This is a genomic window from Stenotrophomonas sp. YJH_SMC_29 (assembly GCF_059371235.1).
The window spans coordinates 1-24,450 of record NZ_JCAFUK010000027.1; the positions used below are offsets into that span (position 1 = coordinate 1).

The 24,450-nt window shown below is 67.7% G+C and carries 27 protein-coding genes; all 27 read left to right on the plus strand.

The features are described 5' to 3' along the window. Positions 1 to 350: 350 nt before the first annotated feature. The 27 genes from AC5P9I_RS20410 to fliR all read left to right on the plus strand — a co-directional run bounded on the left by AC5P9I_RS20410 (position 351) and on the right by fliR (position 24,397). Positions 351 to 1,568, plus strand: a complete 1,218-nt coding sequence (locus AC5P9I_RS20410) for a flagellin (RefSeq protein WP_130768113.1) — start codon at positions 351 to 353, stop codon at positions 1,566 to 1,568. 72 nt (positions 1,569 to 1,640) lie between these two features. Further along, positions 1,641 to 2,825 (plus strand): flagellin, encoded by a 1,185-nt coding sequence (locus tag AC5P9I_RS20415; protein WP_057494235.1) that lies wholly within the window; start codon positions 1,641 to 1,643, stop codon positions 2,823 to 2,825. An 86-nt stretch (positions 2,826 to 2,911) separates the two neighbouring features. Next, positions 2,912 to 4,090, plus strand: coding sequence for a flagellin (locus tag AC5P9I_RS20420; protein ID WP_057494236.1), 1,179 nt, complete (start codon positions 2,912 to 2,914; stop codon positions 4,088 to 4,090). Between the two features lie 441 nt (positions 4,091 to 4,531). Then, positions 4,532 to 5,947, plus strand: coding sequence for a flagellar filament capping protein FliD (gene fliD / locus AC5P9I_RS20425; protein ID WP_495217370.1), 1,416 nt, complete (start codon positions 4,532 to 4,534; stop codon positions 5,945 to 5,947). Between the two features lie 128 nt (positions 5,948 to 6,075). Further along, complete coding sequence (gene fliS, locus AC5P9I_RS20430) at positions 6,076 to 6,492, plus strand: flagellar export chaperone FliS (protein ID WP_005416447.1); 417 nt, start codon at positions 6,076 to 6,078, stop codon at positions 6,490 to 6,492. Continuing rightward, positions 6,489 to 6,782: a hypothetical protein gene (locus tag AC5P9I_RS20435; RefSeq protein WP_049466169.1), complete on the plus strand. Its 294-nt coding sequence runs from the start codon at positions 6,489 to 6,491 to the stop codon at positions 6,780 to 6,782. Before fliS ends, AC5P9I_RS20435 begins: the two co-directional genes overlap by 4 nt. Beyond that, positions 6,779 to 7,357, plus strand: a complete 579-nt coding sequence (locus AC5P9I_RS20440) for a PilZ domain-containing protein (protein ID WP_049466167.1) — start codon at positions 6,779 to 6,781, stop codon at positions 7,355 to 7,357. Before AC5P9I_RS20435 ends, AC5P9I_RS20440 begins: the two co-directional genes overlap by 4 nt. A gap of 92 nt (positions 7,358 to 7,449) precedes the next feature. Continuing rightward, positions 7,450 to 8,082 carry a response regulator gene (locus tag AC5P9I_RS20445; protein WP_032959406.1) on the plus strand — a complete coding sequence of 211 codons (633 nt, stop codon included), beginning with the start codon at positions 7,450 to 7,452 and terminating at the stop codon, positions 8,080 to 8,082. 321 nt (positions 8,083 to 8,403) lie between these two features. Further along, a complete protein-coding gene (rpoN, locus tag AC5P9I_RS20450) occupies positions 8,404 to 9,813 on the plus strand; it encodes an RNA polymerase factor sigma-54 (RefSeq protein WP_049466166.1) in 1,410 nt (469 codons plus the stop codon). A gap of 14 nt (positions 9,814 to 9,827) precedes the next feature. Beyond that, a complete protein-coding gene (locus AC5P9I_RS20455) occupies positions 9,828 to 10,205 on the plus strand; it encodes a response regulator (protein ID WP_005409556.1) in 378 nt (125 codons plus the stop codon). Beyond that, entirely contained in the window at positions 10,202 to 11,707 is a 1,506-nt protein-coding gene (locus AC5P9I_RS20460; protein ID WP_049466164.1) for a sigma-54 dependent transcriptional regulator, read from the plus strand. The genes AC5P9I_RS20455 and AC5P9I_RS20460 overlap by 4 nt, the downstream gene beginning before the upstream one ends. A 140-nt stretch (positions 11,708 to 11,847) precedes the next feature. Beyond that, positions 11,848 to 12,357, plus strand: a complete 510-nt coding sequence (locus tag AC5P9I_RS20465) for a hypothetical protein (RefSeq protein WP_049466162.1) — start codon at positions 11,848 to 11,850, stop codon at positions 12,355 to 12,357. A gap of 101 nt (positions 12,358 to 12,458) precedes the next feature. Continuing rightward, entirely contained in the window at positions 12,459 to 12,875 is a 417-nt protein-coding gene (locus AC5P9I_RS20470) for a hypothetical protein (RefSeq protein ID WP_049466161.1), read from the plus strand. A gap of 453 nt (positions 12,876 to 13,328) precedes the next feature. After that, complete coding sequence (gene fliE / locus AC5P9I_RS20475; RefSeq protein ID WP_014037113.1) at positions 13,329 to 13,694, plus strand: flagellar hook-basal body complex protein FliE; 366 nt, start codon at positions 13,329 to 13,331, stop codon at positions 13,692 to 13,694. A 13-nt stretch (positions 13,695 to 13,707) separates the two neighbouring features. Beyond that, on the plus strand, positions 13,708 to 15,354 hold the full coding sequence (gene fliF, locus AC5P9I_RS20480) for a flagellar basal-body MS-ring/collar protein FliF (protein ID WP_049466159.1): 1,647 nt from the start codon (positions 13,708 to 13,710) through the stop codon (positions 15,352 to 15,354). Between the two features lie 7 nt (positions 15,355 to 15,361). Further along, positions 15,362 to 16,348, plus strand: coding sequence for a flagellar motor switch protein FliG (gene fliG / locus AC5P9I_RS20485; RefSeq protein ID WP_024958226.1), 987 nt, complete (start codon positions 15,362 to 15,364; stop codon positions 16,346 to 16,348). Then, positions 16,345 to 16,986, plus strand: coding sequence for a FliH/SctL family protein (locus tag AC5P9I_RS20490; protein WP_130768116.1), 642 nt, complete (start codon positions 16,345 to 16,347; stop codon positions 16,984 to 16,986). The genes fliG and AC5P9I_RS20490 overlap by 4 nt, the downstream gene beginning before the upstream one ends. Then, positions 16,983 to 18,368 carry a FliI/YscN family ATPase gene (locus tag AC5P9I_RS20495; RefSeq protein WP_049466155.1) on the plus strand — a complete coding sequence of 462 codons (1,386 nt, stop codon included), beginning with the start codon at positions 16,983 to 16,985 and terminating at the stop codon, positions 18,366 to 18,368. The genes AC5P9I_RS20490 and AC5P9I_RS20495 overlap by 4 nt, the downstream gene beginning before the upstream one ends. 3 nt (positions 18,369 to 18,371) lie before the next feature. Next, positions 18,372 to 18,839 carry a flagellar export protein FliJ gene (gene fliJ, locus AC5P9I_RS20500; RefSeq protein ID WP_021203862.1) on the plus strand — a complete coding sequence of 156 codons (468 nt, stop codon included), beginning with the start codon at positions 18,372 to 18,374 and terminating at the stop codon, positions 18,837 to 18,839. Next, complete coding sequence (locus AC5P9I_RS20505) at positions 18,839 to 20,011, plus strand: flagellar hook-length control protein FliK (RefSeq protein ID WP_130768117.1); 1,173 nt, start codon at positions 18,839 to 18,841, stop codon at positions 20,009 to 20,011. The genes fliJ and AC5P9I_RS20505 overlap by 1 nt, the downstream gene beginning before the upstream one ends. A 193-nt stretch (positions 20,012 to 20,204) precedes the next feature. Further along, positions 20,205 to 20,720 carry a flagellar basal body-associated FliL family protein gene (locus AC5P9I_RS20510; RefSeq protein ID WP_049441913.1) on the plus strand — a complete coding sequence of 172 codons (516 nt, stop codon included), beginning with the start codon at positions 20,205 to 20,207 and terminating at the stop codon, positions 20,718 to 20,720. 10 nt (positions 20,721 to 20,730) lie between these two features. Continuing rightward, complete coding sequence (gene fliM / locus AC5P9I_RS20515) at positions 20,731 to 21,735, plus strand: flagellar motor switch protein FliM (protein ID WP_014647040.1); 1,005 nt, start codon at positions 20,731 to 20,733, stop codon at positions 21,733 to 21,735. Further along, positions 21,732 to 22,067, plus strand: coding sequence for a flagellar motor switch protein FliN (fliN, locus tag AC5P9I_RS20520; RefSeq protein ID WP_005409543.1), 336 nt, complete (start codon positions 21,732 to 21,734; stop codon positions 22,065 to 22,067). The genes fliM and fliN overlap by 4 nt, the downstream gene beginning before the upstream one ends. Beyond that, on the plus strand, positions 22,064 to 22,483 hold the full coding sequence (fliO, locus tag AC5P9I_RS20525) for a flagellar biosynthetic protein FliO (RefSeq protein WP_080473127.1): 420 nt from the start codon (positions 22,064 to 22,066) through the stop codon (positions 22,481 to 22,483). Before fliN ends, fliO begins: the two co-directional genes overlap by 4 nt. A gap of 1 nt (position 22,484) precedes the next feature. Further along, a complete protein-coding gene (fliP, locus tag AC5P9I_RS20530) occupies positions 22,485 to 23,264 on the plus strand; it encodes a flagellar type III secretion system pore protein FliP (RefSeq protein WP_049466148.1) in 780 nt (259 codons plus the stop codon). A 58-nt stretch (positions 23,265 to 23,322) separates the two neighbouring features. Continuing rightward, positions 23,323 to 23,592, plus strand: a complete 270-nt coding sequence (locus AC5P9I_RS20535) for a flagellar biosynthetic protein FliQ (protein ID WP_005413254.1) — start codon at positions 23,323 to 23,325, stop codon at positions 23,590 to 23,592. A 13-nt stretch (positions 23,593 to 23,605) separates the two neighbouring features. Beyond that, complete coding sequence (fliR, locus tag AC5P9I_RS20540) at positions 23,606 to 24,397, plus strand: flagellar biosynthetic protein FliR (protein ID WP_046430450.1); 792 nt, start codon at positions 23,606 to 23,608, stop codon at positions 24,395 to 24,397. Positions 24,398 to 24,450: the final 53 nt, after the last annotated feature.

Below are 24,450 nucleotides of genomic sequence, written 5' to 3' on the forward strand. Positions count from 1 at the left end.
CCTTTTTCGTTTGCGCGCCTGCCCGCCGCTGCGCGGCCACCTGGCCGTCGCCGGCCGATTTCCGTGATTCTCCATCAAGCCCGGCCCGACCCCGCCGATACCTTCATCAGCGCTGGTCAGGCCCTGCCCGACCGCCCCGCCCGGGGCCGCTTCCACCCTGGCATCAGGGCTGAAAACCCCGGGAAAACAGCTTCAGGCCACGAATTCTGGCTTCAACGGAATTCACGGCTAAAGGTTGTTGACAAAGCGCCGTTATTCATTTGGCAACGGCGAAGCACACAGCCACACAAAAAAACAGGCGGCGCTTCGTTCCATTCACCAACGGGTTCCATATAAGAGGAGACGACCCCATGGCACAGGTAATCAACACCAATACGATGTCGCTCAACGCTCAGCGCAACCTGAGCACCAGCGGCAGCTCGCTCGCCACCACCATCCAGCGCCTCTCGTCCGGCCTGCGCATCAACAGCGCGAAGGACGACGCGGCCGGCCTGGCCATCAGCGAGCGCTTCACCACCCAGATCCGTGGCCTGGACGTGGCCATCCGCAACGCCAACGACGGCATCTCGCTGGCCCAGGTCGCCGAAGGTTCGCTGAACGAAGTGGGCAACAACCTGCAGCGCATCCGCGAACTGGGCGTGCAGGCCTCCAACGCCACCAACTCTGCCAGCGACCGCAAGGCACTGCAGGCCGAAGTGACCCAGCTGGTCTCGGAAATCGACCGCGTCGCCAAGCAGGCCGACTTCAACGGCACCAAGCTGCTCGATGGCAGCTTCACCAGCCAGCTGTTCCAGGTGGGCGCCAACGCCGGCCAGGCCATCGCGATCAACAGCGTGGTCAATGCCAAGGCCGATTCGCTGGGTGCGGCCACCTTCGCCAACGGCTACACCGGCACCGCACTGGCGGTGGACAAGGCGACGACCGACACCACCTACTCCGGCCTGCAGGTCTCGGTGACCCCGCCGGGCGGCACCGCCACCACGGTCACCATCAGCGACTTCACCGTGAAGGCCGGCGAGTCGATCACCTCGGCCACCGCCGCGGCGATCAACAACAAGCTGGGTGAAACCGGTGTGGTGGCCTCGGTCAATGCCGGCGTCATCAGCCTGGCCTCGGTCAAGGACGGCCAGACCTTCGCCCTGGGCGTCAGCGCGGCCACCCCGCCGGCCGGCGCCACCGCTGCGACCATCGCCGGCCTCGGCCTGACCGAAACCAGCACCAACGGCGGCACCCTGACCGGTGCAGCGGTCAGCTTCGTCAAGGACCTGAACGTCACCACCGCCGAAGGCGCACAGAAGGCGATGTCGATCGTCGACAAGGCCCTGGAATCGGTCAACAGCGTCCGCGCCGACCTCGGCGCAATCCAGAACCGCTTCACCTCGGTGGTGGCCAACCTGCAGACCTCCTCGGAGAACCTGTCCGCATCGCGCAGCCGCATCCGCGATACCGACTTCGCCAAGGAGACCGCCGAACTGACCCGCACCCAGATCCTGCAGCAGGCCGGTACGGCCATGCTGGCCCAGGCCAACCAGGTACCGCAGAACGTGCTCAGCCTGTTGCAGCGCTGACATGAGCCGCCCCCGGGGCACGTCGGGGGCGTCTAACCCAACTCACGTGCAACCGCTCAAGGACCTCTCCTCATGGCACAAGTCATCAACACCAATACGATGTCGTTGAATGCTCAGCGTAACCTGAGCACCAGCGGCAGCTCGCTGGCTACCACCATCCAGCGCCTGTCCTCCGGTTCGCGCATCAACAGCGCCAAGGACGACGCCGCCGGTCTGGCGATCTCCGAGCGCTTCGGCACGCAGATCCGCGGTACCGACGTTGCCATCCGCAACGCCAACGACGGCATCTCGCTGGCCCAGGTCGCCGAAGGTTCGCTGACCGAAATCGGCAACAACCTGCAGCGCGTCCGCGAGCTGTCGGTGCAGGCCTCCAACGCCACCAACTCGGCCAGCGACCGCAAGGCGCTGCAGGCCGAAGTGACCCAGCTGGTCAGCGAAATCGACCGCGTCGCCAAGCAGTCGGACTTCAACGGCACCAAGCTGCTGGACGGCTCGTTCTCCAGCCAGCTGTTCCAGGTCGGCGCCAACGCCGGCCAGGCCATCGCCATCGACAAGACCATCGATGCCAAGGCCAATGCCCTGGGCGGCGCCAAGTTCGACACCAACGCGCTGGCCCTGGCCGACCCGGGCACCAACGCGGACTTCAGCACCAGCGGCCTGCAGATCAACGGCGTTGCCATTGCCGACGTCTCGGTCAAGCAGGGCGCCGACGCCGCTGCCACCGGCAAGGCCTCGCGCGAAGCGCTGGTCACCGCGATCAACGCCAAGATCGGCGAAACCGGCGTCTACGCCGAAGTGAACGGCACCGCGGGCGTCACCCTGACCTCGGTCAAGGACAGCGTCAACGCCGATGGTTCGTTCAAGGCCATCACCGCAACCCCGGGTACCTGGACCGGCGCCACCGCGCCGACCTTCACCGCGTCCACCGCCGCCCCGGCCGCCAAGTACGCCAGCGACCTGGACGTCAGCACCGTGAAGGGTGCCCAGCAGGCGATGGAAATCGTCGACAAGGCCCTGGGTGCGATCAACAGCACCCGCGCCGACCTCGGTGCGATCCAGAACCGCTTCACCTCGGTGGTGGCCAACCTGCAGACCTCGTCGGAAAACCTGTCGGCATCGCGCAGCCGCATCAAGGACACCGACTTCGCCAAGGAAACCGCCGAACTGACCCGCACCCAGATCCTGCAGCAGGCCGGTACGGCCATGCTGGCCCAGGCCAACCAAGTGCCGCAGGGCGTGCTCAGCCTGCTGCGCTGATCCGCTCGATGATCGACCTCCGGGCGCTGCATGACGCGGCGCCCGGATCCTGAAACACGTTCCACCTTCGCCAAAGGAAAAGCACCATGGCACAAGTCATCAACACCAACACCATGTCTCTGAATGCTCAGCGCAACCTGAGCACCAGCGGCAGCTCGCTGGCTACCACCATCCAGCGCCTGTCCTCCGGTTCGCGCATCAACAGCGCCAAGGACGACGCCGCCGGTCTGGCGATCTCCGAGCGCTTCGGCACGCAGATCCGCGGTACCGACGTCGCCATCCGCAATGCCAACGACGGCATCTCGCTGGCCCAGGTCGCCGAAGGCTCGCTGACCGAAATCGGCAACAACCTGCAGCGCGTCCGCGAGCTGTCGGTGCAGGCTTCCAACGCCACCAACTCGGCCAGCGACCGCAAGGCGCTGCAGGCCGAAGTGACCCAGCTGGTCAGCGAAATCGACCGCGTTGCCAAGCAGTCGGACTTCAACGGCACCAAGCTGCTGGACGGTTCGTTCTCCAGCCAGCTGTTCCAGGTCGGCGCCAACGCCGGCCAGGCCATCGCCATCGACAAGACCATCGATGCCAAGGCCGGCTCGTTGGGCACCTCGACCTTCGCCACCGGCGCGACGGCTGCCCTGGCTGCCAGCACCGACGGTGCCCGCTTCTCCGGCACCGTGATGGGCGTGGACATCGGCACGGTTGAAGTGAAGGCCGGCGCCACCACGGCCGATGCCTCCAAGGCCGTCGCCACCGCCATCAACGCCAAGATCGGCGAGGCCGGCATCTACGCCGAAGCCAATGCCGACGGCACGCTGAAGCTGAGCTCGGTGAAGGAAGGCAAGGCCGTTGCCGCTGCCGACATCGCGCTGATGCGCAGCGACTACGACGCGACCGCCAAGACCTGGGGTACCGCGGCTGCGGCAGGCGCCTACACCGCTGGCGCCGATACGGCGGCCAACGTGCAGAAGCTGGACGTGAGCACCGTGCTCGGCGCCCAGCAGGCCCTGGAAGTGGTCGACAAGGCCCTGGGTGCGATCAACAGCACCCGTGCCGACCTCGGTGCGATCCAGAACCGCTTCACCTCGGTGGTGGCCAACCTGCAGACCTCGTCGGAAAACCTGTCGGCGTCGCGCAGCCGCATCAAGGACACCGACTTCGCCAAGGAAACCGCCGAACTGACCCGCACCCAGATCCTGCAGCAGGCCGGTACGGCCATGCTGGCCCAGGCCAACCAGGTGCCGCAGGGCGTGCTCAGCCTGCTGCGCTGATCCACGGCAAGAAGGCGCCGCTACCGTCGGATCGAACCGACGGTAGCGGCAACCGGGAAGCCACGATGCACGAAGGCGCGGGCCATGCCCGGCCCGGGATCACTCCCGAACCGGCTTGGCATCGCCCGCTCCTGCGGACCTCTCTTTCAGCGCTGTACCTTTGACTGTACGTACCGGGCGGCTTCGTCTCCCCCCGATTGTCAGTAGCCTGATCCCTCCCCTGCATTGGGGGAGGGTTTTTTGCAGACCCCCGGCAGCCCGCGGTGAACCCACCCGCACCCTGCCCCAGACCTCCTGCAACCCGCGTGCCAGAACCTGCGCCAGAGCATTGGCACGGCACGTGCATCAACGAAGTCCTCAAGACCCAGCGGCGCAGGCCGCTATTTTCGTTGACGACGGGCCACCGCACAGCGGCCAGGCCCGGATACCAGGAGAAACGACGTGGCAGACTTTGGATACGGTGGCATCGGCTCGGGACTGGACATTTCCAGCATCGTCAACCAGCTGGTCGCAGCTGACCGCAAGCCCGCCGACAATGCGCTGAACCTGCAGCAGTCCAAGGCCAAGATGCAGCTGTCGTCGATCGGCACCGTCACCGCGGCCTTCGACAAGCTGAAGACGGCGCTGACCGCGCTGAAGGCCAGCACCGCGTTCGACACGCGCACGGTGACCGCCAGCAAGGGCGGCGACAAGGGCACCGACGAGATCCTGACGGCCTCGGTCGCGCTGTATGACGTCGGCACCACCAAGGCGGCGGCCTCCAACGGCACGCACGTGGTCAACGTCACCTCGCTGGCCACCGCGCACAAGCTGATCGCCGATACTTCGGTACCCAAGACCGACACGTTTGCTGCCGGAACCTTGACGCTGACCGTCGGCGTGGGCGACAACGCCAAGACCATGAACGTGGAGGTGGAGGACGGCGACACGCTGACCACCATCCGCAACAAGATCGACGCGGCCGGCCGCAAGGAAGGCGTGCAGGCCACCCTGATCAGTTCCGGCGACAACCAGTACCTGTCGATCGCCCAGGAGAAGACCGGTGCCGCCAACGCGATCAAGCTCGAATACGGCGGCAGCGATGCCAAACTGGGCGGCCTGGTCAACAGCCTGAAGCAGAACACCGCCGCCGCCGATGCCGAGCTGACCATCGATGGCGTCAAGGTCGTCAGCGCCAGCAATACGGTGGCCGATGCGGTCCCGGGCCTGACCCTGAACCTGAAGATGCCGGGCACCAGCACGGTGACCATCAGCACCGACACTGCTGCGGCGACCAAGGTGATGCAGGAGTTCGTCACCGCGTACAACGCCGCACTGGCGGCCATCAACACCGAAACCAAGTACGACGCCAAGAGCAAGGAAGCCTCCACGCTGACCGGCGATGCGCAGATGCGCGGCGCCACCAGCCAGCTGCGCTCGGTGATGTCGAGCGTGCTCAAGGACCTGGCCGGTGACAAGCTCGATGCCAAGGCGATCGGCCTGGACACCCGCGGCTACCCCAACGCTGACGGCACGCTGATCCTGGACACCACCAAGTTCGCCGCCGCCCTGGCCAGCCAGCCAGAGAAGATGCGCCAGGCGATCACCGGTGATACCGGCGGTGCCGGCAAGCTGTACACGCTGGTTGACGGTTATGTGAGCACCACGGTCGGCAAGGAAGGTGCCTTCGTTGCCCGCACCAAGGGCCTGAACACCACGCTGGACAACATCGACAAGCGCCGCAAGGACCTCGACACGCGCATGAAGAGCGTGGAAGAGCGCTACAAGAAGCAGTTCCTGGCGCTGGACAGCCTGATGGGCAAGCTGCAGCAGAGCAACACCGCGCTGCAGCAGCAGCTGGCCCAGTTGAACCGCTGACGGAACGTGCGAGGCACTCAAGTTTGCCGCGCCATGCACCGATAACGGACGCAACAGCAATCATCGCCGCGCCGTCGGCACCGGTCCCCGCGATCACCCGACGGCACCCCGCGCAAGGAGAATCACGAATGTACGGTTCCAGCCGTCAATATGCCGAGCAGTACCGCCAGGTGGGGGTGACCAGTGCGGTCGCCGATGCCGATCCGCACAAGCTGGTGGCGATGCTGCTGGCCGGCGCGCTGGAGCGCGTGCGCCGCGCCCTGGCCAGCCTTGAACGCGGTGACCAGGCCGGCAAGGGCAAGGCGATCGGCGAAGTCTGCGCGATCGTCGGCCACCTCAACGGCTCGCTGGACCACGAGGCCGGCGGCGAGATCGCCGGCAACCTGTCGGCACTGTACGACTACGTGCTGCAGCGCCTGACCGAAGCCAACCTGCACAACGACCGCGCCGCGCTGGATGAATCGCTGCAGCTGCTGGGCGAGATCGACAGCGCCTGGAACGCGATCCCGCACGAACAGCGCCGCCCCGCCGCGGTGGCACCATGAGCCTGCACGCGCTGCATGCGCAGCTGGATGCCTTCGAGAAGGCGCTGGGCGATGATGCGCTCGACCGGGCCGACAGCCTGCTCGACGGCCACGACAGCACCCTGCACGCCCTGCTCAGCCAGCCGCTGACCGCGGCCGACCACGCGCCGCTGAGCGCCCTGTTCGAGCGCCAGCAGAGCCTGCTGGGCCTGCTGCGCCAGCGCCGCGACGCCGTAGCCGCGCAGATGAACGATGGCCAGCGCTCCCTTCGCGCCGCGCATGCCTACCTGCAGGCAGAATCGCTGGCATGACCCAGTTGCCGACCACGTCGCTGCACCATCCGGCCGAAAGCGAGCTGTTCGACGAAACGCTCAGCTGCGAACTGGCGCTGCCGGCCGAGTTCCAGGCAGGCAGCGCAGCCGGCCGCACCAGCAGTGCCGAAGGCCTGCTGCGCAGCCTGGCACTGGTCGAGGACAGCCGCGTCGACGAGCACGACGAACGCAACGAAGCCAGCCTGCAGTTGCAGCGGCTGGAAGCCAAGCTGGACCTGGCGATGGTGCTGCTTGGCCGGCTGGTACGCCAGCAGGGCCAGGAACTGACGCTGCGCCCGGTGCGCTGGTCGCGGCGCGGCATCCGCCTGCAGCTGGGTCCGCGCAGCGGCGCCAGCCCCGGCCAGGCCGGGGTGGTGCGCCTGCAGCCCAGCGACTGGCTGCCCGACCACATCGACCTGCCGGTGGAGGTCGTCGCGGAAGCCGCCGACGGTAGCGGCGGGCACTTCCTGTGGCTGCGCTTCCAGCGCTTGGGCGATGGCCTGGAGATGGCGATGGAGCGGCACCTGTTCCGCCTGCACCGCCGCCAGGTGGCCGAGGCACGCCGCGCACGCTGAAACCCGTCCCCTTGGCGCTGCACGGCCGACCCTTGGCGCGCCCGTTCAGCTAAGTTAAGGTGGATGCCCCTACACGGATCTGCTGCGTGCCTGTGCGAGTTCTCATCGTCGACGATCACACCCTTGTCCGCGCCGGCCTGGCGCGGCTGCTGCAGGGGTTTGCCGACGTGCAGCTCGTCGCCGAGGCCAGCAACGCCGAACAGGCACTGCAGCTGTCCCTGCAGCACGCACCGGACGTGGTGCTGATGGACCTCTCGCTGCCGGGCCGCACCGGCCTGGAAGCGCTCAGCGACATCCGCCTGCGTGCTCCCGGTACCCGGGTGGTGATGATGACCATGCACGACGATGCTGCCCACGTGCGCGATGCGCTGGATCGTGGAGCTGTCGGGTTCGTGGTGAAGGACGCCGCACCGCAGGAACTGGAACTGGCACTGCGCGCCGCGCACGCCGGCCAGGTGTTCCTGAGCCCGCAGATCTCGGCCAAGATGCTGGCGCCGATGCTGGGCCGCGAGAAACCCACCGGCATCGCCGCGCTCTCACCGCGCCAGCGCGAGATCCTGCGCCGCATCGGCAAGGGCGAGAGCAACAAGGAAATCGCCGCCGATCTCGGCATCAGCGTCAAGACGGTGGAAACCCATCGCGCGCGGATGATGGAATCGCTGGGCTGCCGCCGCGCCAATGACCTGCTGCTGCTGGCCGCGCGCCATCAGCACGAGCTCGAGTGAGCGCCGGTCCCGGGGTCAGCGCCCTTTCCCGTGGAAAAGGACCTGACCCTGCGACACCCTGCATCGGCGACGAAATCCCGTCACCCCGACATTCCCTGACAGGAATCCGTACCGCAGCCGCCGCGCGCCCACCGGCTTCGCCACGACGAATCAATGACTTGGCGTCGCATTTCGTCAATTTCCCGCGTCCGTGTAGGGAATCCCCCTACACCCTGTCGGGAGTTCCACGAAATGCATCAGGAACCCCCCGATTCCGTCCTCGCCGGATGAAAAGCAAGATGCGTTCCACAAGGCGCCGGGGAGCGGTGCCGGGGAACCACGATGAAGGCTGCACTCTCGACCCAGCTGGGCCAGCAACTCCACCTCACCCCGCAACTGCTGCAGTCGATCCGGCTGCTGCAGCTCGATGGCCTGCACCTGGAGCAGGAAATCCAGCGCCTGCTGGACTCCAATCCGCTGCTGGAGATCGAAGAGGCCGAGGCCCCTGCTGCCGACGCCACCGAAGCCAGCACTTCCACGATCGATACCGCCGCCTTTGACGAGCTGCCCGAGCCGTCGATGTGGGACGTGGCCGGTGCCAGCTGGCAGGACGGCGACGACGACCGCATGGCGCGCATCGCCGCCGGCGAGTCGACCGACCCGCAGCTGCGCGTGCTGCAGCGCCTGTCGCTGGACATGGACGATCGCCAGCTGGCGGTCGCCGCCTTCTGGCTGGACCAGTGCGATGAGGCAGGTTACCTGCAGGCGCCGCTGGCACAGCTGCAGCTGCTGGCCAGTGCCCAGTTCGACATCGCTGCCGACGGGGTGGAAGCCATCCGCCAGCAGCTGCTGCATGGCGAGCCCGCAGGCATGGCCGCCCAGGACCTGCGCGAAGGCCTGCAGGCGCAACTGCGCAGCCTGCACGGCGTCGTGCCGGCCCGCCACCTGGCCGCCCGCATTCTCGACGGCGCGCTCGAAGCGCTGGCCGCGCACGACTACCCCGCCCTCGCCCGCCTGCACGATGCCGAGATCGACGACGTCCGCGAGGCCGTGCGCCTGATCCTCTCGCTGCAGCCGCGCCCGGGCGACAGCCTGCTGCCCGAACGCAACGCGGTGGTGGTGCCGGACGTCGTCGCCTGGCACGCCGACGGGCAGTGGAAGGTCGCCCTGAACCCGGCCACCAGCCGTCGCGTGTCGATCAACAGCCAGTACGAACAGGTGCTGGCCGAAACCAGCGACGCCGCCCCGGCGCTGCGCGAGATGCTGCAGGAGGCGCGCTGGTTCAGCCGTGGCCTGTCGATGCGCTACGACACCCTGCTGCGTACGGCGCGGGTGATCGTCGAGCGCCAGGCCGCCTTCCTGGTGCGCGGCGAAGAGGCCATGGCGCCGTTGACCCTGAAGGAAGTGGCCGAGGAAATCGGCATGCATGAGTCCACCGTCTCGCGCATCACCACCGGCAAGTTCCTGCAGACCCCGCGCGGCACCTTCGAGCTGAAGCACTTCTTCGCCGTGCGCCTGGAGGGCGCCAGCGTCTCTGGCCAGGCGGTGAAGGCCATGGTCCGCCGCCTGATCGACGCCGAACCGGCCGGCCGCCCGCTGGCCGATGAGGCCATTGCCGGCCTGCTGTCGCGCCAGGGGGTGAACATTGCCCGCCGAACCGTCGCAAAATACCGAGAACAACTGGATATCGCCCCGGCCCGCGAACGGCGCCGGCTCAGCGCCAGGCAACCCCAGCTGGCCCGGGTGGGCTGAAAAGGATGTTGGACATGAACAAGCTCACGGTCCTGCTGGTCGATGACCACGAGGGCTTCATCAACGCGGCGATGCGCCATTTCCGCAAGATCGACTGGCTGCAGATCGTCGGCAGCGCCGGCAACGGCCTGGAAGCGATCGAGCGCTCGGAAACGCTGCGCCCGCAGGTGGTGTTGATGGATCTGGCCATGCCGGAAATGGGCGGCCTGCAGGCCACCCGCCTGATCAAGTCGCAGGACGATGCGCCGTACATCGTGATCGCCAGCCACTTCGACGACGCCGAGCACCGCGAACACGCGCTGCGCGCCGGCGCCGACAACTTTGTCAGCAAGCTGTCCTACATCCAGGAAGTCATGCCGATCCTGGAAGGCCTCAGGGAGGAACAGTCGTGAGCGAATCGCGCATCCTGGTGCTGGACAACGACGCCGTGCGCGCAGAGCGCACCGTTGCCCTGCTGGAATTCATGGACTTCAACCCGCGCTGGGTGTCCGACGCAGCCGACTTCGACCTGGGCCGCCAGCGCCAGAACGACTGGATGGCGGTGATCGTCGGCAGCCTGGACGACAGCGCTGCCAGTACCGCGCTGTACCACTGGCTGGGAGGCAGCAGCCTGCCGCCGCCGGTGCTGCTGGCCGACGGTGATGCCGCTGCGTTTGCCCTGCAGCACGGCCTGCACGAAGCCAACATCTGGCCGCTGGAAACGCCGCTGCGCCATGCGCAGATGGAGGCCCTGCTGCGCCGTGCCAGCCTCAAGCGCCTGGACGCCGAGCACCAGGCCGGTGCCGCGCAGGACCAGGGCCCGACCGGCAACGGCCCGGCGGTGACCGCGCTGCGCACAATGATCGAACAGGTGGCCGCGTTCGATACCACCGTGCTGGTGCTGGGTGAATCCGGTACCGGCAAGGAGGTGGTGTCACGCGCGATCCACCAGCGCTCGCCGCGCCGCGATGGCCCGTTCGTGGCAATCAACTGCGGCGCCATTCCGGCCGACCTGCTGGAAAGCGAACTGTTCGGCCACGAAAAGGGTGCCTTCACTGGCGCACTGACCGCGCGCAAGGGCCGTTTCGAAATGGCCGAGGGCGGCACCCTGCTGCTCGACGAAATCGGCGACATGAGCCTGCCGATGCAGGTGAAGCTGCTGCGCGTGCTGCAGGAACGCAGCTTCGAGCGCGTCGGTGGCAACCAGACCATCCGCTGCAACGTGCGCGTGGTGGCCGCGACCCACCGCGACCTGGAGACCCGCATCGCCGAGGGCAAGTTCCGCGAGGATCTGTTCTACCGCCTCAACGTGTTCCCGATCGAAGTGCCCGCGCTGCGCGAGCGCCGCGAGGACCTGCCGGCGCTGGTGGAAACCATCGCCGCGCAGCTGGCCCGCACCGGCCGTGGCGAAGTGCGCTTCACTCCCGAAGCGCTGCAGGCGCTGTCCAGCTACGAATGGCCGGGCAACGTGCGCGAGCTGACCAACCTGGTCGAGCGCCTGGCGGTGCTGCATCCGGGTGGCTCGGTGCGCGTACAGGACCTGCCGGCCCGCTATCGTGGCGACGCCGCACTGGCCGCGGTGGCCGCACCGGCACCGGCAGCACCGGTGGCCAGCGAAGACCGCCTGGACCTGCGCAGCTTCTCGTTCCACACCCCGGGCAGCGGCAACCAGCCGGCGCTGGAACACGGTATCGCCGTCAATCGCCCGGCGGCGCCGGCGGCACTGCCCGACGATGGCCTGGACCTGCGCAACCACATGGCCAACATCGAACTGGGCCTGATCAACGAAGCACTGGAACGCACCCAGGGCGTGGTCGCCCACGCCGCCCAGCTGCTTGGCCTGCGCCGCACCACCCTGGTGGAAAAGCTGCGCAAGTACGGCATCGAGCGCGAGCAGGCCGAGCTGGCCGGCTGAACCGCGCTACCAGCATGAAGGGGGCACGAACGCCTGGGCTTGCCCGGGCGTTGGTGTTTGTGGGATTTGCAACTATTCCCAATGCGCTTCGCTCCGGGACGCAATAGCCTCAAGGGTTGCGATTGCCACCGAGGAATGTCATGAGCGAGACCTTTGAAGGCTCCATGCAGGAAATACTGGAATCCATGCTCAGCGTTTGTCTGGAGTACGGAGAGAATCGCGTGGATGGTGTGTACCTGTACGGCGCAGCGGAAGCTGGTACTTCCTCTGCAGACGTCTTCTATGAAATAGGTAGTGGCATCTACAGGATTCACGAGTTGAACGACTCTCCCGTCACCCGGGATGGGCAGCAGTTTGATGTATCAGATGACCGTGGGTTCGCCTTGCTGAACCTTCTTCTGGACGACTTTGACCGCTTGATTGAGCTTCATGAAGGTCACAATCGGGAGCCTCCTACCCAGCTAAAGGCGCACTTCGACGCCGTTACTGGAAAGCTAAGCCTCAAGTTCAGCCATGACCTTCATTTCACCAATACCGAGGATCTCCTGCCGAGTGACTTTTTCGAAGCGTGGCTCCAGGAAGTGAAGGAGCGCACCTCAAACGCCAGTGTCGACGGTTGGCCGGGAGCGCAATTCCGGAAACGAAGATGAGGCCATCGTGGTCAGCTGACCCCGCTTCATTTCCACGTTTTCCTAGAGACAACCCGGCCGCAGTGCGGAGCATGGCAAGGACACCCCAACGAGGTCCCACCATGCATCGCCTTGCCCTGCTCGCCGCCCTGCTCTGCCCAGCCCTGGCCACCGCGGCCAACTGCACCCTGCCCGCCACGCTCGACCAACGACAGTTCACCAACCTCAGCGACCCGTTGCACGCGCCGGACAACCCCAACGCCGGACGCATGGTGCAGCTCAGCTTTGCTGGCAGCCAGTACGTGCTGGACATCCTCGGCACCGACCTCCGCATCGCCGGCAGCTACCGCTACCAGCGTCTGGCCCCGCATATCACGGAAATCCAGATGACCGAGGCCCATCCGGCCGGCCCCGCCCACTACACCCTGCTGCTGACCTGTCAGAGCGACCGCCAGGGCCGTTTCATCTACACCCAGCATGACGGCCCCATCGCACCGCGCCAGCGCCAGAATTCCGGCCGATGGACCCTGCAGCCATAGGCCAGAAAACCGACGCCGGTTAAATGACGCCGCCAATGGGGTCAGAGCCCGTTGCGTTGCAACGGGATCCGACCCCGTGCCAACCAACGGTCGGCACCAACCATCAGTAGCAGGTTCCAACAGATCGCGGCCACCTGTCGAAGGCGGGGTGGGCCCGGTTGCGGGGTGTCCGCGGCATGAATGCCGCGGCCAAGCCCCCAAGGACGGGTTTACGGCGTCCCCGTAACCGGACCCACCCCGCCATCCCTCCGCAGACCCGCTTCTGCTGTTGCTCCGGCTTCGGCCGTTGCCGTTGAGGTTGCCGGCCAGCGGCCGGCACCACCGCGGGGCGCGGGGTGCAACCCCGCACGCACATCCAATCTCCTCACGTCACTGAATCGAAAACCGGTTTCGGCACGGCACTTGCACTGGCTACAGCAGACAACCCCATCCCTGTTTCTGGAACCGTTGCAGATGTCCCACTCCGTCACTTCGATCCTTTCGCAGATCCGCTCCTATCAGACCCAGATGGGACAGCCGGCGCTCAACCCGCTGGGCGAAACGCCGCGCAGCAATGCCCTGCCGGGCACGGTGCTGGACGCGCCGCAGGTGCAGCCGGCCAGCTTCACCGAAACCCTGCGTGGTGCGATTGCCGGCGTCAACGATGCGCAGCAGAAGTCCGGCGCCCTCGCCAAGGCCTTCGAGATGGGCGACCCCAGCGCCGACCTGGCCAAGGTGATGGTCGCTTCGCAGCAGTCCCAGATCGCCTTCCGCGCCACCGTGGAAGTCCGCAACCGTCTCGTCCAGGCTTACCAGGACGTGATGAACATGCCGCTGTAAGGAATAGAGACGCATGGCACTGACGCTCTCCAAGGACAGCCTGAACGCCGAGAAGGCCGGGCAGTGGTTCGACCGCCTGCAGAGTCTGCAGATCACCCGTCGGCTGGGCCTGATGGCAATGATCGCGGTGGCGGTGGCGGCAGGCCTGTCCGTGTTCTTCTGGTCGCAGAAGCCGGGCATGGTCCCGCTGTACACCGGCCTGGACCAGAAGGCGACGGCGGAAGCGACCGACCTGCTGCGCGCCGCGCAGATTCCGTTCGCACTCGACCCGGCCACCGGTGGCATCACCGTGCCGGAAAAGAACCTGCACGACGCTCGCCTGAAGCTGGCCGGCTCCGGCCTGACCGACAGCGGCAAGCTCGGCTTCGAGCTGATGGAGCGCGATCCCGGCTTCGGCGTCAGCCAGTTCGTGGAAAGTGCGCGTTACCAGCACGCACTGGAAACCGAGCTGTCGCGCACCATCAACACGCTGCGCCCGGTGCGTGATTCACGCGTGCACCTGGCCATTCCCAAGCCCAGCGCGTTCACCCGCCAGCGTGACGTGGCCAGCGCCTCGGTCACCCTGGAACTGCGGGGCGGGCAGCAACTGGAACGCAGCCAGGTGGACGCCATCGTGCACATGGTCGCGGCCAGCATTCCGGACCTCGCGCCGGAACGGGTGACCGTGGTCGACCAGAGCGGGCGCATGCTCAGCATCACCGACCCGAACAGCGAAGCGGCGGTCAACGCCGCCCAGTTCGAGCAGGTGCGCCGCCAGGAAACCTCGTTCAACCAGCGCATCCGCGAGCTGCTGGAGCCGATGACCGGCCCCGGCCGGGTCAATCCGGAAGTGAGCGTGGACATGGATTTCTCGGTGACCGAGGAAGCCCGTGAGCTCTACAACGGTGAACCGCAGAAGCTGCGCAGCGAGCAGATGAGCGAGAACACCACCAGCACCCCGGGCCCGCAGGGCGTGCCGGGCGCGACCAGCAACAGCCCGCCGGGCCAGCAGGCCGCACCGGCCACCGCGCAGGCCCCGACCGAAAGCAGCAAGAACGCCACCCGCAACTACGAGCTGGACCGCACCCTGCAGCACACCCGCCAGCCGGCCGGCCGCATCAAGCGCGTCTCGGTGGCGGTGCTGGTGGACAATGTGCCGCGTGCCGGTGCCAACGGCAAGATGAGCCCGCAGCCGCTGTCGGCTGCCGAACTGACCCGCGTCGAAGCGCTGGTCAAGCAGGCCGTCGGCTTCAACGCCGAGCGTGGCGACACCGTGTCGGTGATGAATGCCCCGTTCGTGCGCGAGACCACGCCTGAGGAAGGCCCGGCGTGGTGGGAGCTGCCGTGGGTGCACGATGCCGGCCGCATGCTGCTGGGCGCGGTGGTGGTGCTGGCGCTGCTGTTCGGCGTACTGCGCCCGGCGCTGCGCGCGATCACCGGCCAGAACAGGAAGGACGACCCGCAGGCACTGGAGCCGCACACCGCAGACGTGCAGCTGGTCGATGACGATGGCACCCCGCTGCCGGCCTTGGGCGCCGACCGGGCCAGCCTGGCCGGGCCGGACGCACTGGCCCTGCCGGTGGATTCTTATGAGGAACGACTGCGGATGGCGCGTGAAGCCGTGAAGACCGACTCCAAGCGCGTGGCCCAGGTGGTCAAGGGTTGGGTGGCCAATGACTGAGGCAACCCTGACCGGCGTGCAGCGCGCCGCCGTACTGCTGCTTTCGCTGGGTGAGCTGGACGCGGCCGAAGTGCTGCGCCACATGGAACCCAAGGAAGTGCAGAAGATCGGCATCGCCATGGCCACGATGACCGACATCACCCGCGAGCAGGTGGAACGGGTGATGGACCAGTTCGGCCAGGAGCTGGGCTCGAAGACCTCGCTGGGCGTGGGCTCGGACGACTACATCCGCAACATGCTGGTGCAGGCGCTGGGCAGCGAGAAGGCCGGCAACCTGATCGACCGCATCCTGCTGGGCCGCAACACCACCGGCCTGGACGCGCTGAAGTGGATGGACCCGCGCGCGGTGGCCGACCTGGTGCGCAACGAGCATCCGCAGATCATCGCCATCGTGATGGCGCACCTGGAAACCGACCAGGCCGCCGACGCGCTGAAGCTGCTGCCCGATCGCACCCGCGTGGACGTGCTGCTGCGCATCGCCACCCTCGACGGCATCCCGCCGAACGCGCTCAATGAACTCAACGAGATCATGGAGCGCCAGTTCGCCGGCAACCAGAACCTGAAGTCGTCGAACATCGGTGGCGTGCAGTGCGCGGCCAACATCCTGAACTTCATGGACAGCGGCCAGGACCAGGCCATCCTGGGCGAGATCGCGCGCATCGATGCGCCGCTGAGCAACCGCATCCAGGACCTGATGTTCGTCTTCGACGATCTGGTCGACCTGGACGACCGCGAGATGCAGCTGGTGCTGCGCGAAGTCAGCGGCGAGCGCCTGGGCCTGGCCCTGCGCGGCGCCGACATCAAGGTGCGTGACAAGATCACCCGCAACATGTCGCAGCGCGCGGCCGAGATCCTGCTGGAAGACATGGAGGCCCGCGGACCGGTGCGCCTGTCCGACGTGGAAGGCGCGCAGCGCGAGATCCTGGCCATCGTCAAGCGCATGGCCGATGAAGGCACCGTCACCATCGGCGGCAGCGCGGAGGCCATGCTGTGAGCAACGTCGTGCGCTGGCTTGCCCCGGACCTGCTGGCCCAGCCCGAACCGCTGCTGGAGCAGGAGGACGCGTTCGAACTCACCGAGCCGGACCCGGAACACGAACCGGAGCCGCCGCTGCAGCTGCCGACCCTGGAGGAAATCCAGGCGATCCAGGACAGCGCCGAGAAGGAAGGATTCGATCAGGGCCATGCCGAAGGCTACGGCCAGGGCCAGGCCGAGGTGCGTCGCCTCGCCGCGCAGATCGAAGGCATCCTCGACAACTTCAGCCGGCCGCTGGTGCGGCTGGAGAACGAAGTGGTCGGCGCCCTTGGTGAACTGGCGGTGCGCATCGCCGGGGCGCTGGTCGGCCGCGCCTACGAGGCGGAGCCGGCACTGCTGGCGCAGCTGGTCGGCGAAGCGATCGACGCCGTGGGCGGCAGCACGCGCGAGGTGGAAGTGCGGCTGCATCCGGATGACATCGCCGCGCTCGCCCCGTTGCTGAACCTGTCGCCGGCGCAGCGCCTAGTACCGGATACCAGCCTCAGCCGTGGCGACCTGCGCGTGCACGCCGAAGCGGTGCGCATCGATGGCACCCTGGAAGCCCGCCTGCGCGGTGCGCTGGATGCGGTGATCCGCCAGACCGGAGCGACGGCATGAGCGCTGCACCGCAAACCACGACGCCGCCGGCCGACTGGGCCGTGGCCCGCAACCTGCGCCTGGCCCGGCGCCTGGATGGCCTGCGCGTGGATACCGCGCATGGCCGTGGGCTGATCCGCGAGGGCGTGCTGCGCCGCGCGGTCGGCCTGACCCTGGAAGCGGTCGGCTGCGAGGCGCCGCTGGGCGCCAGCTGCAAGGTGGAAGTGGTCGATGGCGGCTGGGTCGATGCCGAAGTGGTCGGCTTCGCCGGCGAACGCACCTACCTGATGCCCAGCGCCGAACTGCACGGCCTGCTGCCCAATGCCCGGGTGGTGCCGTCGGCGCGACGTGGCGGCGTGGAAGTGGGTGAAGGCCTGCTCGGCCGCGTCATCGACAGCGACGGCGTGCCGCTGGACGGCAAGGGGCCGATCCGCGCCGAAGGCCACGTTGGCATGGCCGGCGTGTCGATCAACCCGCTGGCGCGTGAACCGATCACCCAACCGCTGGACGTGGGCGTGCGCGCGATCAACGCGCTGCTGCCGATCGGCCGCGGCCAGCGTGTCGGCCTGTTCGCCGGCTCCGGCGTCGGCAAGTCGACGCTGCTGGGCATGATGACCCGCTACACCGCCGCCGATGTGATCGTGGTCGGCCTGATCGGTGAACGTGGCCGCGAAGTACGCGATTTCGTCGAGACCACGCTGGGCGAGGAAGGCCTGCGCCGCGCGGTGGTGGTGGCCAGCCCTGCCGACCGGCCACCGTTGGCGCGCCTGCACGGTGCCTACCGTGCCACCGCCATCGCCGAGTGGTTCCGCGACCAGGGCCTGAACGTGCTGCTGCTGATGGACTCGCTGACCCGCTTTGCGCAGGCGCAGCGCGAGATCGGGCTGTCGGTTGGCGAACCGCCGACCACCCGCGGCTACCCGCCGTCGGTGTTCGCCAAGCTGCCGGCGCTGGTCGAGCGCGCCGGCAACGGCGCAAAGGGCCGCGGCTCGATCACCGCGTTCTACACCGTACTGACCGAAGGCGATGATCCACAGGACCCGATCGCCGACGCCGCGCGCGCGATCCTCGATGGCCACATCCTGCTTTCGCGCCGCGTGGCCGACAGCGGCCTGTACCCGGCCATCGACGTCGAATCGTCGGTCAGCCGCGTGGTCACGGAAATCGCCGACGAGCCGTGGCGCCTGCGCATCCGCAAGCTGAAGCGACTGGTCTCGGCCTACTCGGCCAACCGGGACCTGATCGCGATCGGTGCCTACCAGCGCGGCAACGACGCGGCCACCGACGAAGCCCTGGAACGCTGGCCGGAAATCATGGAGTTCCTCGGCCAGGACGTTGCCAAGGCCGCAGATCTCCCGCACAGCCAGGCGGCGCTGCAGCGCCTGGTGGAACAAGAGAGTTAAGCCATGAACCAGTCCAAGCGCATCGATCCCCTGCTCAAGCGGGCCCAGGAACACGAGGACGCGGTCGCCCGCGACCTGGCCGAACGCCAGCGCGTGCTCGACACCCATCTGTCGCGCCTGGACGAACTGCGCCGCTATGCCGAGGAGTACGCCAACGCCCAGATGGCAGCGACCAGCCCGGCACAGCTGCTGAACCGCCGCGCCTTCCTTGATCGCCTGGACAGCGCGGTCGAGCAGCAGCAGGCCACGGTCAACGGCAACCGCGAAAAAGTGGAGGCCGAGCGCGCGCGCCTGATCCTGGCCAGCCGTGACAAGGCGGTGCTGGAGCAGCTGGCCGCCAGCTACCGCGCGCAGGAAAAGGTGGTGACCGACCGCCGCGACCAGCGCGAGATGGACGATATCGGTGCGCGGCGTGCGCGCCTGGTGCAGGCCGAAGATCAGGACGGCACCGAGCAGGGAGGCCGCCCGTGATGCCCGCTCCGCTCGCCAGCAGCGCCAACACCGCCACGCCAGCCGCCAGCAACAGCGCTGCGCGTGCCCCGCGCAGCGAAGGCGGCAAGGACTTCAGCCAACTGCTGCAGGGTGGCGCACCCTCTTCACCTGCGCCTGCCGGCGGCGCCGCGACGCCGACGCAGACGCCATCCACGCCCAGCCAGCCATCGACCGCCGACAGCCATGGCCAGGCACCGGGCGAACGCAGCGCAGACGGCGAAGCGGCAACCGCTGAAACGACGCCGCTGCCGCCCGTTGCCGTGACCCCGGCTGGAGCCGGCACCGACAAGGACAAGCCTGCCGCAACCGAGGACGCCCCGTGGCCACCGCTCGGCCTGGCCGGCCTGGTGCTGGCGATGCCGACGCCCGTGGATCCGGCCGCCGCCCTGCCGACCACCGCTGCGCCATCGCTGGCCAGCGACGGTAGCGCGCTGCCCGCTCCCCCTGCCGCGAACACGGCACTGCCTGCAGCCGCGCCGGCAGCGGCAAGCGCAGCGCCAGTGGCGGCCGACGGCAAACCGGCGCCCACCAACGCTGACGACGCCACCGCACTGCCCCTGCCGGAGATGATCCTGCCCGGCAAGCGCAGCGAGCGCGCCGAAGGCAGCGACGTGGCCGCCGTTGGCGACCGCGCCAGTGCGCCGCTGCTGCACGCACCGCCAGCGGCCGCCGTGCAGGACCTGAAGGCCGCACTCGCCACCGGCACCGCGATCTTCAATGGCGAACCGACGCCCAAGCCCGTGCTCGGTGACGAGGGCTTCGATCAGGCCATCGGCGCACGCCTGGGCTGGCTGGCCGACCAGAAGATCGGCCACGCCCACATCCGCCTGAGCCCGGACGACCTGGGACCGGTCGATGTGCGCCTGCAGTTGAACGGCGACAAGGTGCATGCCAGCTTCAGCAGCCCGCACGTGGACGTGCGGCAGGCACTGGAAAGCAGCCTTCCGCGGCTGCGCGAGCTGCTGGGCGAACAGGGCTTCCAGCTGGCCCACGCCGACGTCGGCCACCAGGCACCGGGCGGTGACGGCAATGCGTCGGGCCAGCCCGGTGGCAGCGGCCTCACCCGCGACGGAGAACCGACGCCGGGCGACACCAGCGTGTCGGCCGCACAGTTGATCCGCCAGCGCGGCTTGCTGGACGCCTACGCCTGACAGGCGTGCCGACCAAGGTTGGCACCCACCAGCGCTGGGCGCTTGGCACCCGCCCGGGCACCCTGCACCAGCGCCAGCGAGGATCGGCACCCTCCCGTCCGCGCCTCCGACGGAATTCCGTCGCACCCCACTGCCCCGCCTTCGGCACACCCCTTGCATATCCCGGTGAAGCAACCCTCAGGAGCTTCACCCCGTGGCCGCAGCCGCTGACAAAACCAAGAAGACCGCCGAGAAGGACAAGGCCGCCAAGCCGCGCAGTCCGATCCTGATCACCGCACTGGTGGCCGTACTGGCTGCCGCTGCCGCTGGTGGCGGCGTGTGGTTCTTCACCCAGTCCAAGCACGAAGAGAAGACCGCGCAGGCGCCGAAGAAGAGCGCGACCCCGGCCCCGGCGCAGTACTTCGCGCTGGACCCGGCGTTCGTGGTCAACCTCAATGGCCCGGTCGACGGCCCGCGCTACCTGCAGCTGGAGGTCCAGCTGATGACCCGCGACCCGGCCGCACTGGAAGCGATCAAGACCCATGCCCCGGCCATCCGCGCGCGCCTGCTGATGCTGTTCTCGCAGGTCAGCCCGGACCAGATCGCCGATGTCGCCGGCAAGCAGAAGCTGCAGGCCAGTTCGCTGGCCGAGGTGCAGAAGGTGCTCAAGGCCGAGACCGGCAGCAACGGCGCCGACGATCTGCTGTTCACCAGCTTCGTGACCCAGTAAGGGCCCACCGATGAATGATCTGCTGTCCCAGGACGAGATCGATGCCCTGCTCCACGGCGTGGACAGTGGCGCGGTCGAGACCGATGCGGAACCCCCGTCAGGCGAAGCGCGTTCGTACGACTTCGCCAGCCAGGACCGCATCATCCGTGGTCGCATGCCGACCCTGGAAATGGTCCACGAGCGCTTCGCGCGCCTGTGGCGGATCGGCCTGTTCAACCTGATCCGGCGCTCGGCCGAGCTGTCGGTGCGCGGCATCGAACTGATCAAGTTCAACGACTACATGCACTCGCTGTATGTGCCGACCAACCTGAACCTGATCCGCTTCAAGCCGTTGCGCGGCACCGGCCTGATCGTGTTCGAGCCGACCCTGGTGTTCGCCATCGTCGACAACTTCTTCGGCGGCGACGGGCGCTACCCCACCCGCATCGAGGGCCGCGAGTTCACCGCCACCGAAATGCGGGTGATCCACCTGCTGCTGAAGCAGACCTTCGCCGATCTGCGCGAAGCGTGGGCACCGGTGATGGACGTCGACTTCGAGTACATCAACTCGGAGATCAACCCGCATTTCGCCAACATCGTGACCCCGCGCGAATACGTGGTGGTGTGCCGCCTGCACGTCGAGCTCGACGGCGGCGGCGGTGACATCCACGTCACCCTGCCCTATTCGATGCTGGAACCGATCCGCGAACTGCTCGATGCCGGCATCCAGAGCGACCGCAACGACCGCGACGAGAGCTGGGGCAAGACCCTGCGCGAGCAGCTCAACATCGCCGAAGTCACCCTGTCCAGCGTACTGGCCAGCAAGCGCATGACCCTGCGCGACCTGACCCAGCTGAAGGTCGGCGACATCCTGCCGATCGAGCTGAGCCCGCAGGTGCCGCTGTGCGTGGAGAACATTCCGGTGTTCACCGGCGAGTTCGGCATCGCCAACGGCATGAACGCCGTGAAGATCACCGCTACCCATCCGCCGGGCACCCGCCCGCGCGTACCCGTCATCCAGGAAGACCCGCAATGAACGATATCGACGCCCTCGAACCGACCCCGGCCCAGTTCAGCAGCCTGCAGGCCGACGAGGCCAACGGTCCGGACCTGAACCTGGACGTGATCCTCGACGTGCCGGTGACCCTGTCGCTGGAGGTCGGTCGTGCCCGCCTGCCGATCCGCAACCTGCTGCAGCTCAACCAGGGCTCGGTGGTGGAACTGGAGCGCGGCGCCGGCGAATCGCTGGACGTGTTCGTCAACGGCACCCTGATCGCACACGGCGAAGTGGTGGTGATCAACGACCGCTTCGGCGTGCGCCTGACCGACGTGGTCAGCCCGAGCGAGCGGATCCGGAGACTGCGTTGAGCCCGCTGGCCTCCACCCTGCTGGCGGTCGGCAAGACCGCCGCCCCGATCGGTCCGCAGGTCGGTCAGCATGCGGCCGCCGCGCCCAGCCTGTTCGGCGCGGTGCTGGCGCTGCTGGCGGTGCTGGCGCTGGTGATCGGCCTGGGCTGGCTGCTCAAGCGCATGCCCGGCAGCGGCTTCCGCCCGGCCGAAGGCATGAAGCTGGTGGCCAGCCTCAGCGTCGGCGCCAAGGAGCGCGTGGTAGTGGTGGAGGTCAATGGCCAGCAACTGCTGCTGGGCGTCACCGCCGGCGGCATCAACACCCTGCATGCCCTGCCCGAACCGCTGCCGCCGCCGGCACCGGTGCGCGTGCCGGACTTCAAGAACCTGCCGAATTTCGCCCAGCTGCTGCAGCAGCGGCTGCGCAAGGATCCCTGACATGCGTGTCACCCGTACCCGTCTTGCCACCCTGATGCCGTGGCTGCTGTTGCTTGCCCTGTGCCTGTTGCCGGCGCTGGCGTTCGCCGCGCCCGGTGCCCCGGCCACCCCGCTGCCGGACGTCAATGTCGGCAAGATCGGCGGCCAGCCGGTCAGCCTGCCGCTGCAGACCCTGCTGCTGATGACGGCGATCACCCTGATCCCGTCGATGCTGCTGGTGCTGACCTCGTTCACCCGCATCATCATCGTGCTGGGCCTGCTGCGCCAGGCGCTGGGTACCGGCCAGACGCCGTCCAACCAGGTGCTGCTGGGCCTGGCCCTGTTCCTCACCGCGATGGTGATGATGCCGACCTGGGACAAGGCGTGGAGCGCGGGCATGGCGCCCTACCTCAACGGCGACATCGACTTCCAGACCGCCTGGACGCTGACCACGCAGCCGCTGCGCGGGTTCATGCTGGCGCAGATCCGCGAGACCGACCTGATGACCTTCGCCGGCATCGCCGGGCATGGCACCTACGCCAGCCCCGACGCGATCCCGTTCCCGGTGCTGGTCGCCTCGTTCGTCACCAGCGAACTGAAGACCGCCTTCGAGATCGGCTTCCTGATCTTCATCCCGTTCGTGATCATCGATCTGGTTGTGGCCAGCGTGCTGATGTCGATGGGCATGATGATGCTCTCGCCGATGCTGGTGTCGGCGCCGTTCAAGATCCTGCTGTTCGTGCTGGTCGATGGCTGGGTGCTGACCGTGGGCACGTTGGCGGCCAGCTTCAATCCGGCCTGATATCCCCACAAAGCGCCGTCGAGCATGGCTCGACGCTGCACAAGCAGATGGAACCCGAATGTCTCCCGAACTTGCCTTGACCGAACTGCGTGGCGGCCTGATCACCGTGCTGTGGGTCGCCGGCCCGCTGCTGCTCACCGTGCTGGTGGTGGGCGTGGTGGTGGGCGTGGTGCAGGCCGCGACCCAGCTCAATGAACCGACCATTGCCTTCGTCGCCAAAGCGGCAGCGCTGACCGCGGTGCTGTTCGCGCTGGGCAGCCTGCTGATCGGCCACCTGGTTGAATTCACCACGCTGCTGTTCCAGCGCATTCCACACCTGATCGGCTAGGGCACGCGCTTCGATGGACGCCGCGACACAGATGGCGGCCGACGGCCTGCAGGCCTTCGGCATGATCGGCACGGTGCTGTGGACCATGCTGCGTATCGGCGCAGTGGCGATGGCCATGCCCATGGTCGGCACGCGTGCGGTGCCATCGCGGGTGCGCGTGGTGCTGGCCGGCACCCTGGCCATCGCACTGGCCCCGCTGCTGCCGCCGGTACCGGACTGGACCGGCTTCGACGCGGCTACAGTGCTGACCATTGCCCGTGAACTGGCCATCGGCGTGTCCATCGGCTTCATGCTGCGGCTGGTGTTCGAAGCCGGCGCGATGGCCGGCGAACTGATCGCACAGGGCACCGGCCTGGCCTTCGCGCAGATGAGCGATCCACTGCGCGGGGGAACCTCCGGCGTGATCGGACAGTGGTTCTACCTGCTGTTCGGCCTGCTGTTCTTCACCGCCAACGGCCACCTGGCGTTGATCTCGCTGCTGGTGGACAGCTATCGCGCGCTGCCGATTGGCGCCCCGCTGCCGGACCCGCATGCCTTCTTCAGCATCGCCCCCACCTTCCTGCTGACCGTGCTGCGCGGCGCGCTGAGCCTGGCCATTCCGCTGACCGTGGCGATGCTGGCGGTGAACCTGGCCTTCGGCGTGCTGGCGCGTGCCGCCCCGGCGCTGAACCCGATCCAGCTGGGCCTGCCGGTCTCGCTGCTGCTGGGCCTGTTCCTGCTGGCCCTGCTGGCCGGGGAAATGGGACCGCCGGTACAGCGACTGTTCGACGCCGCCTTCCAGGCTGCGGACGCGGTCACACACTGACCCGGTCATCACGAATTGCCGCTTGAAGTCCCCCCCGGTCTGCGCGTTAGAGT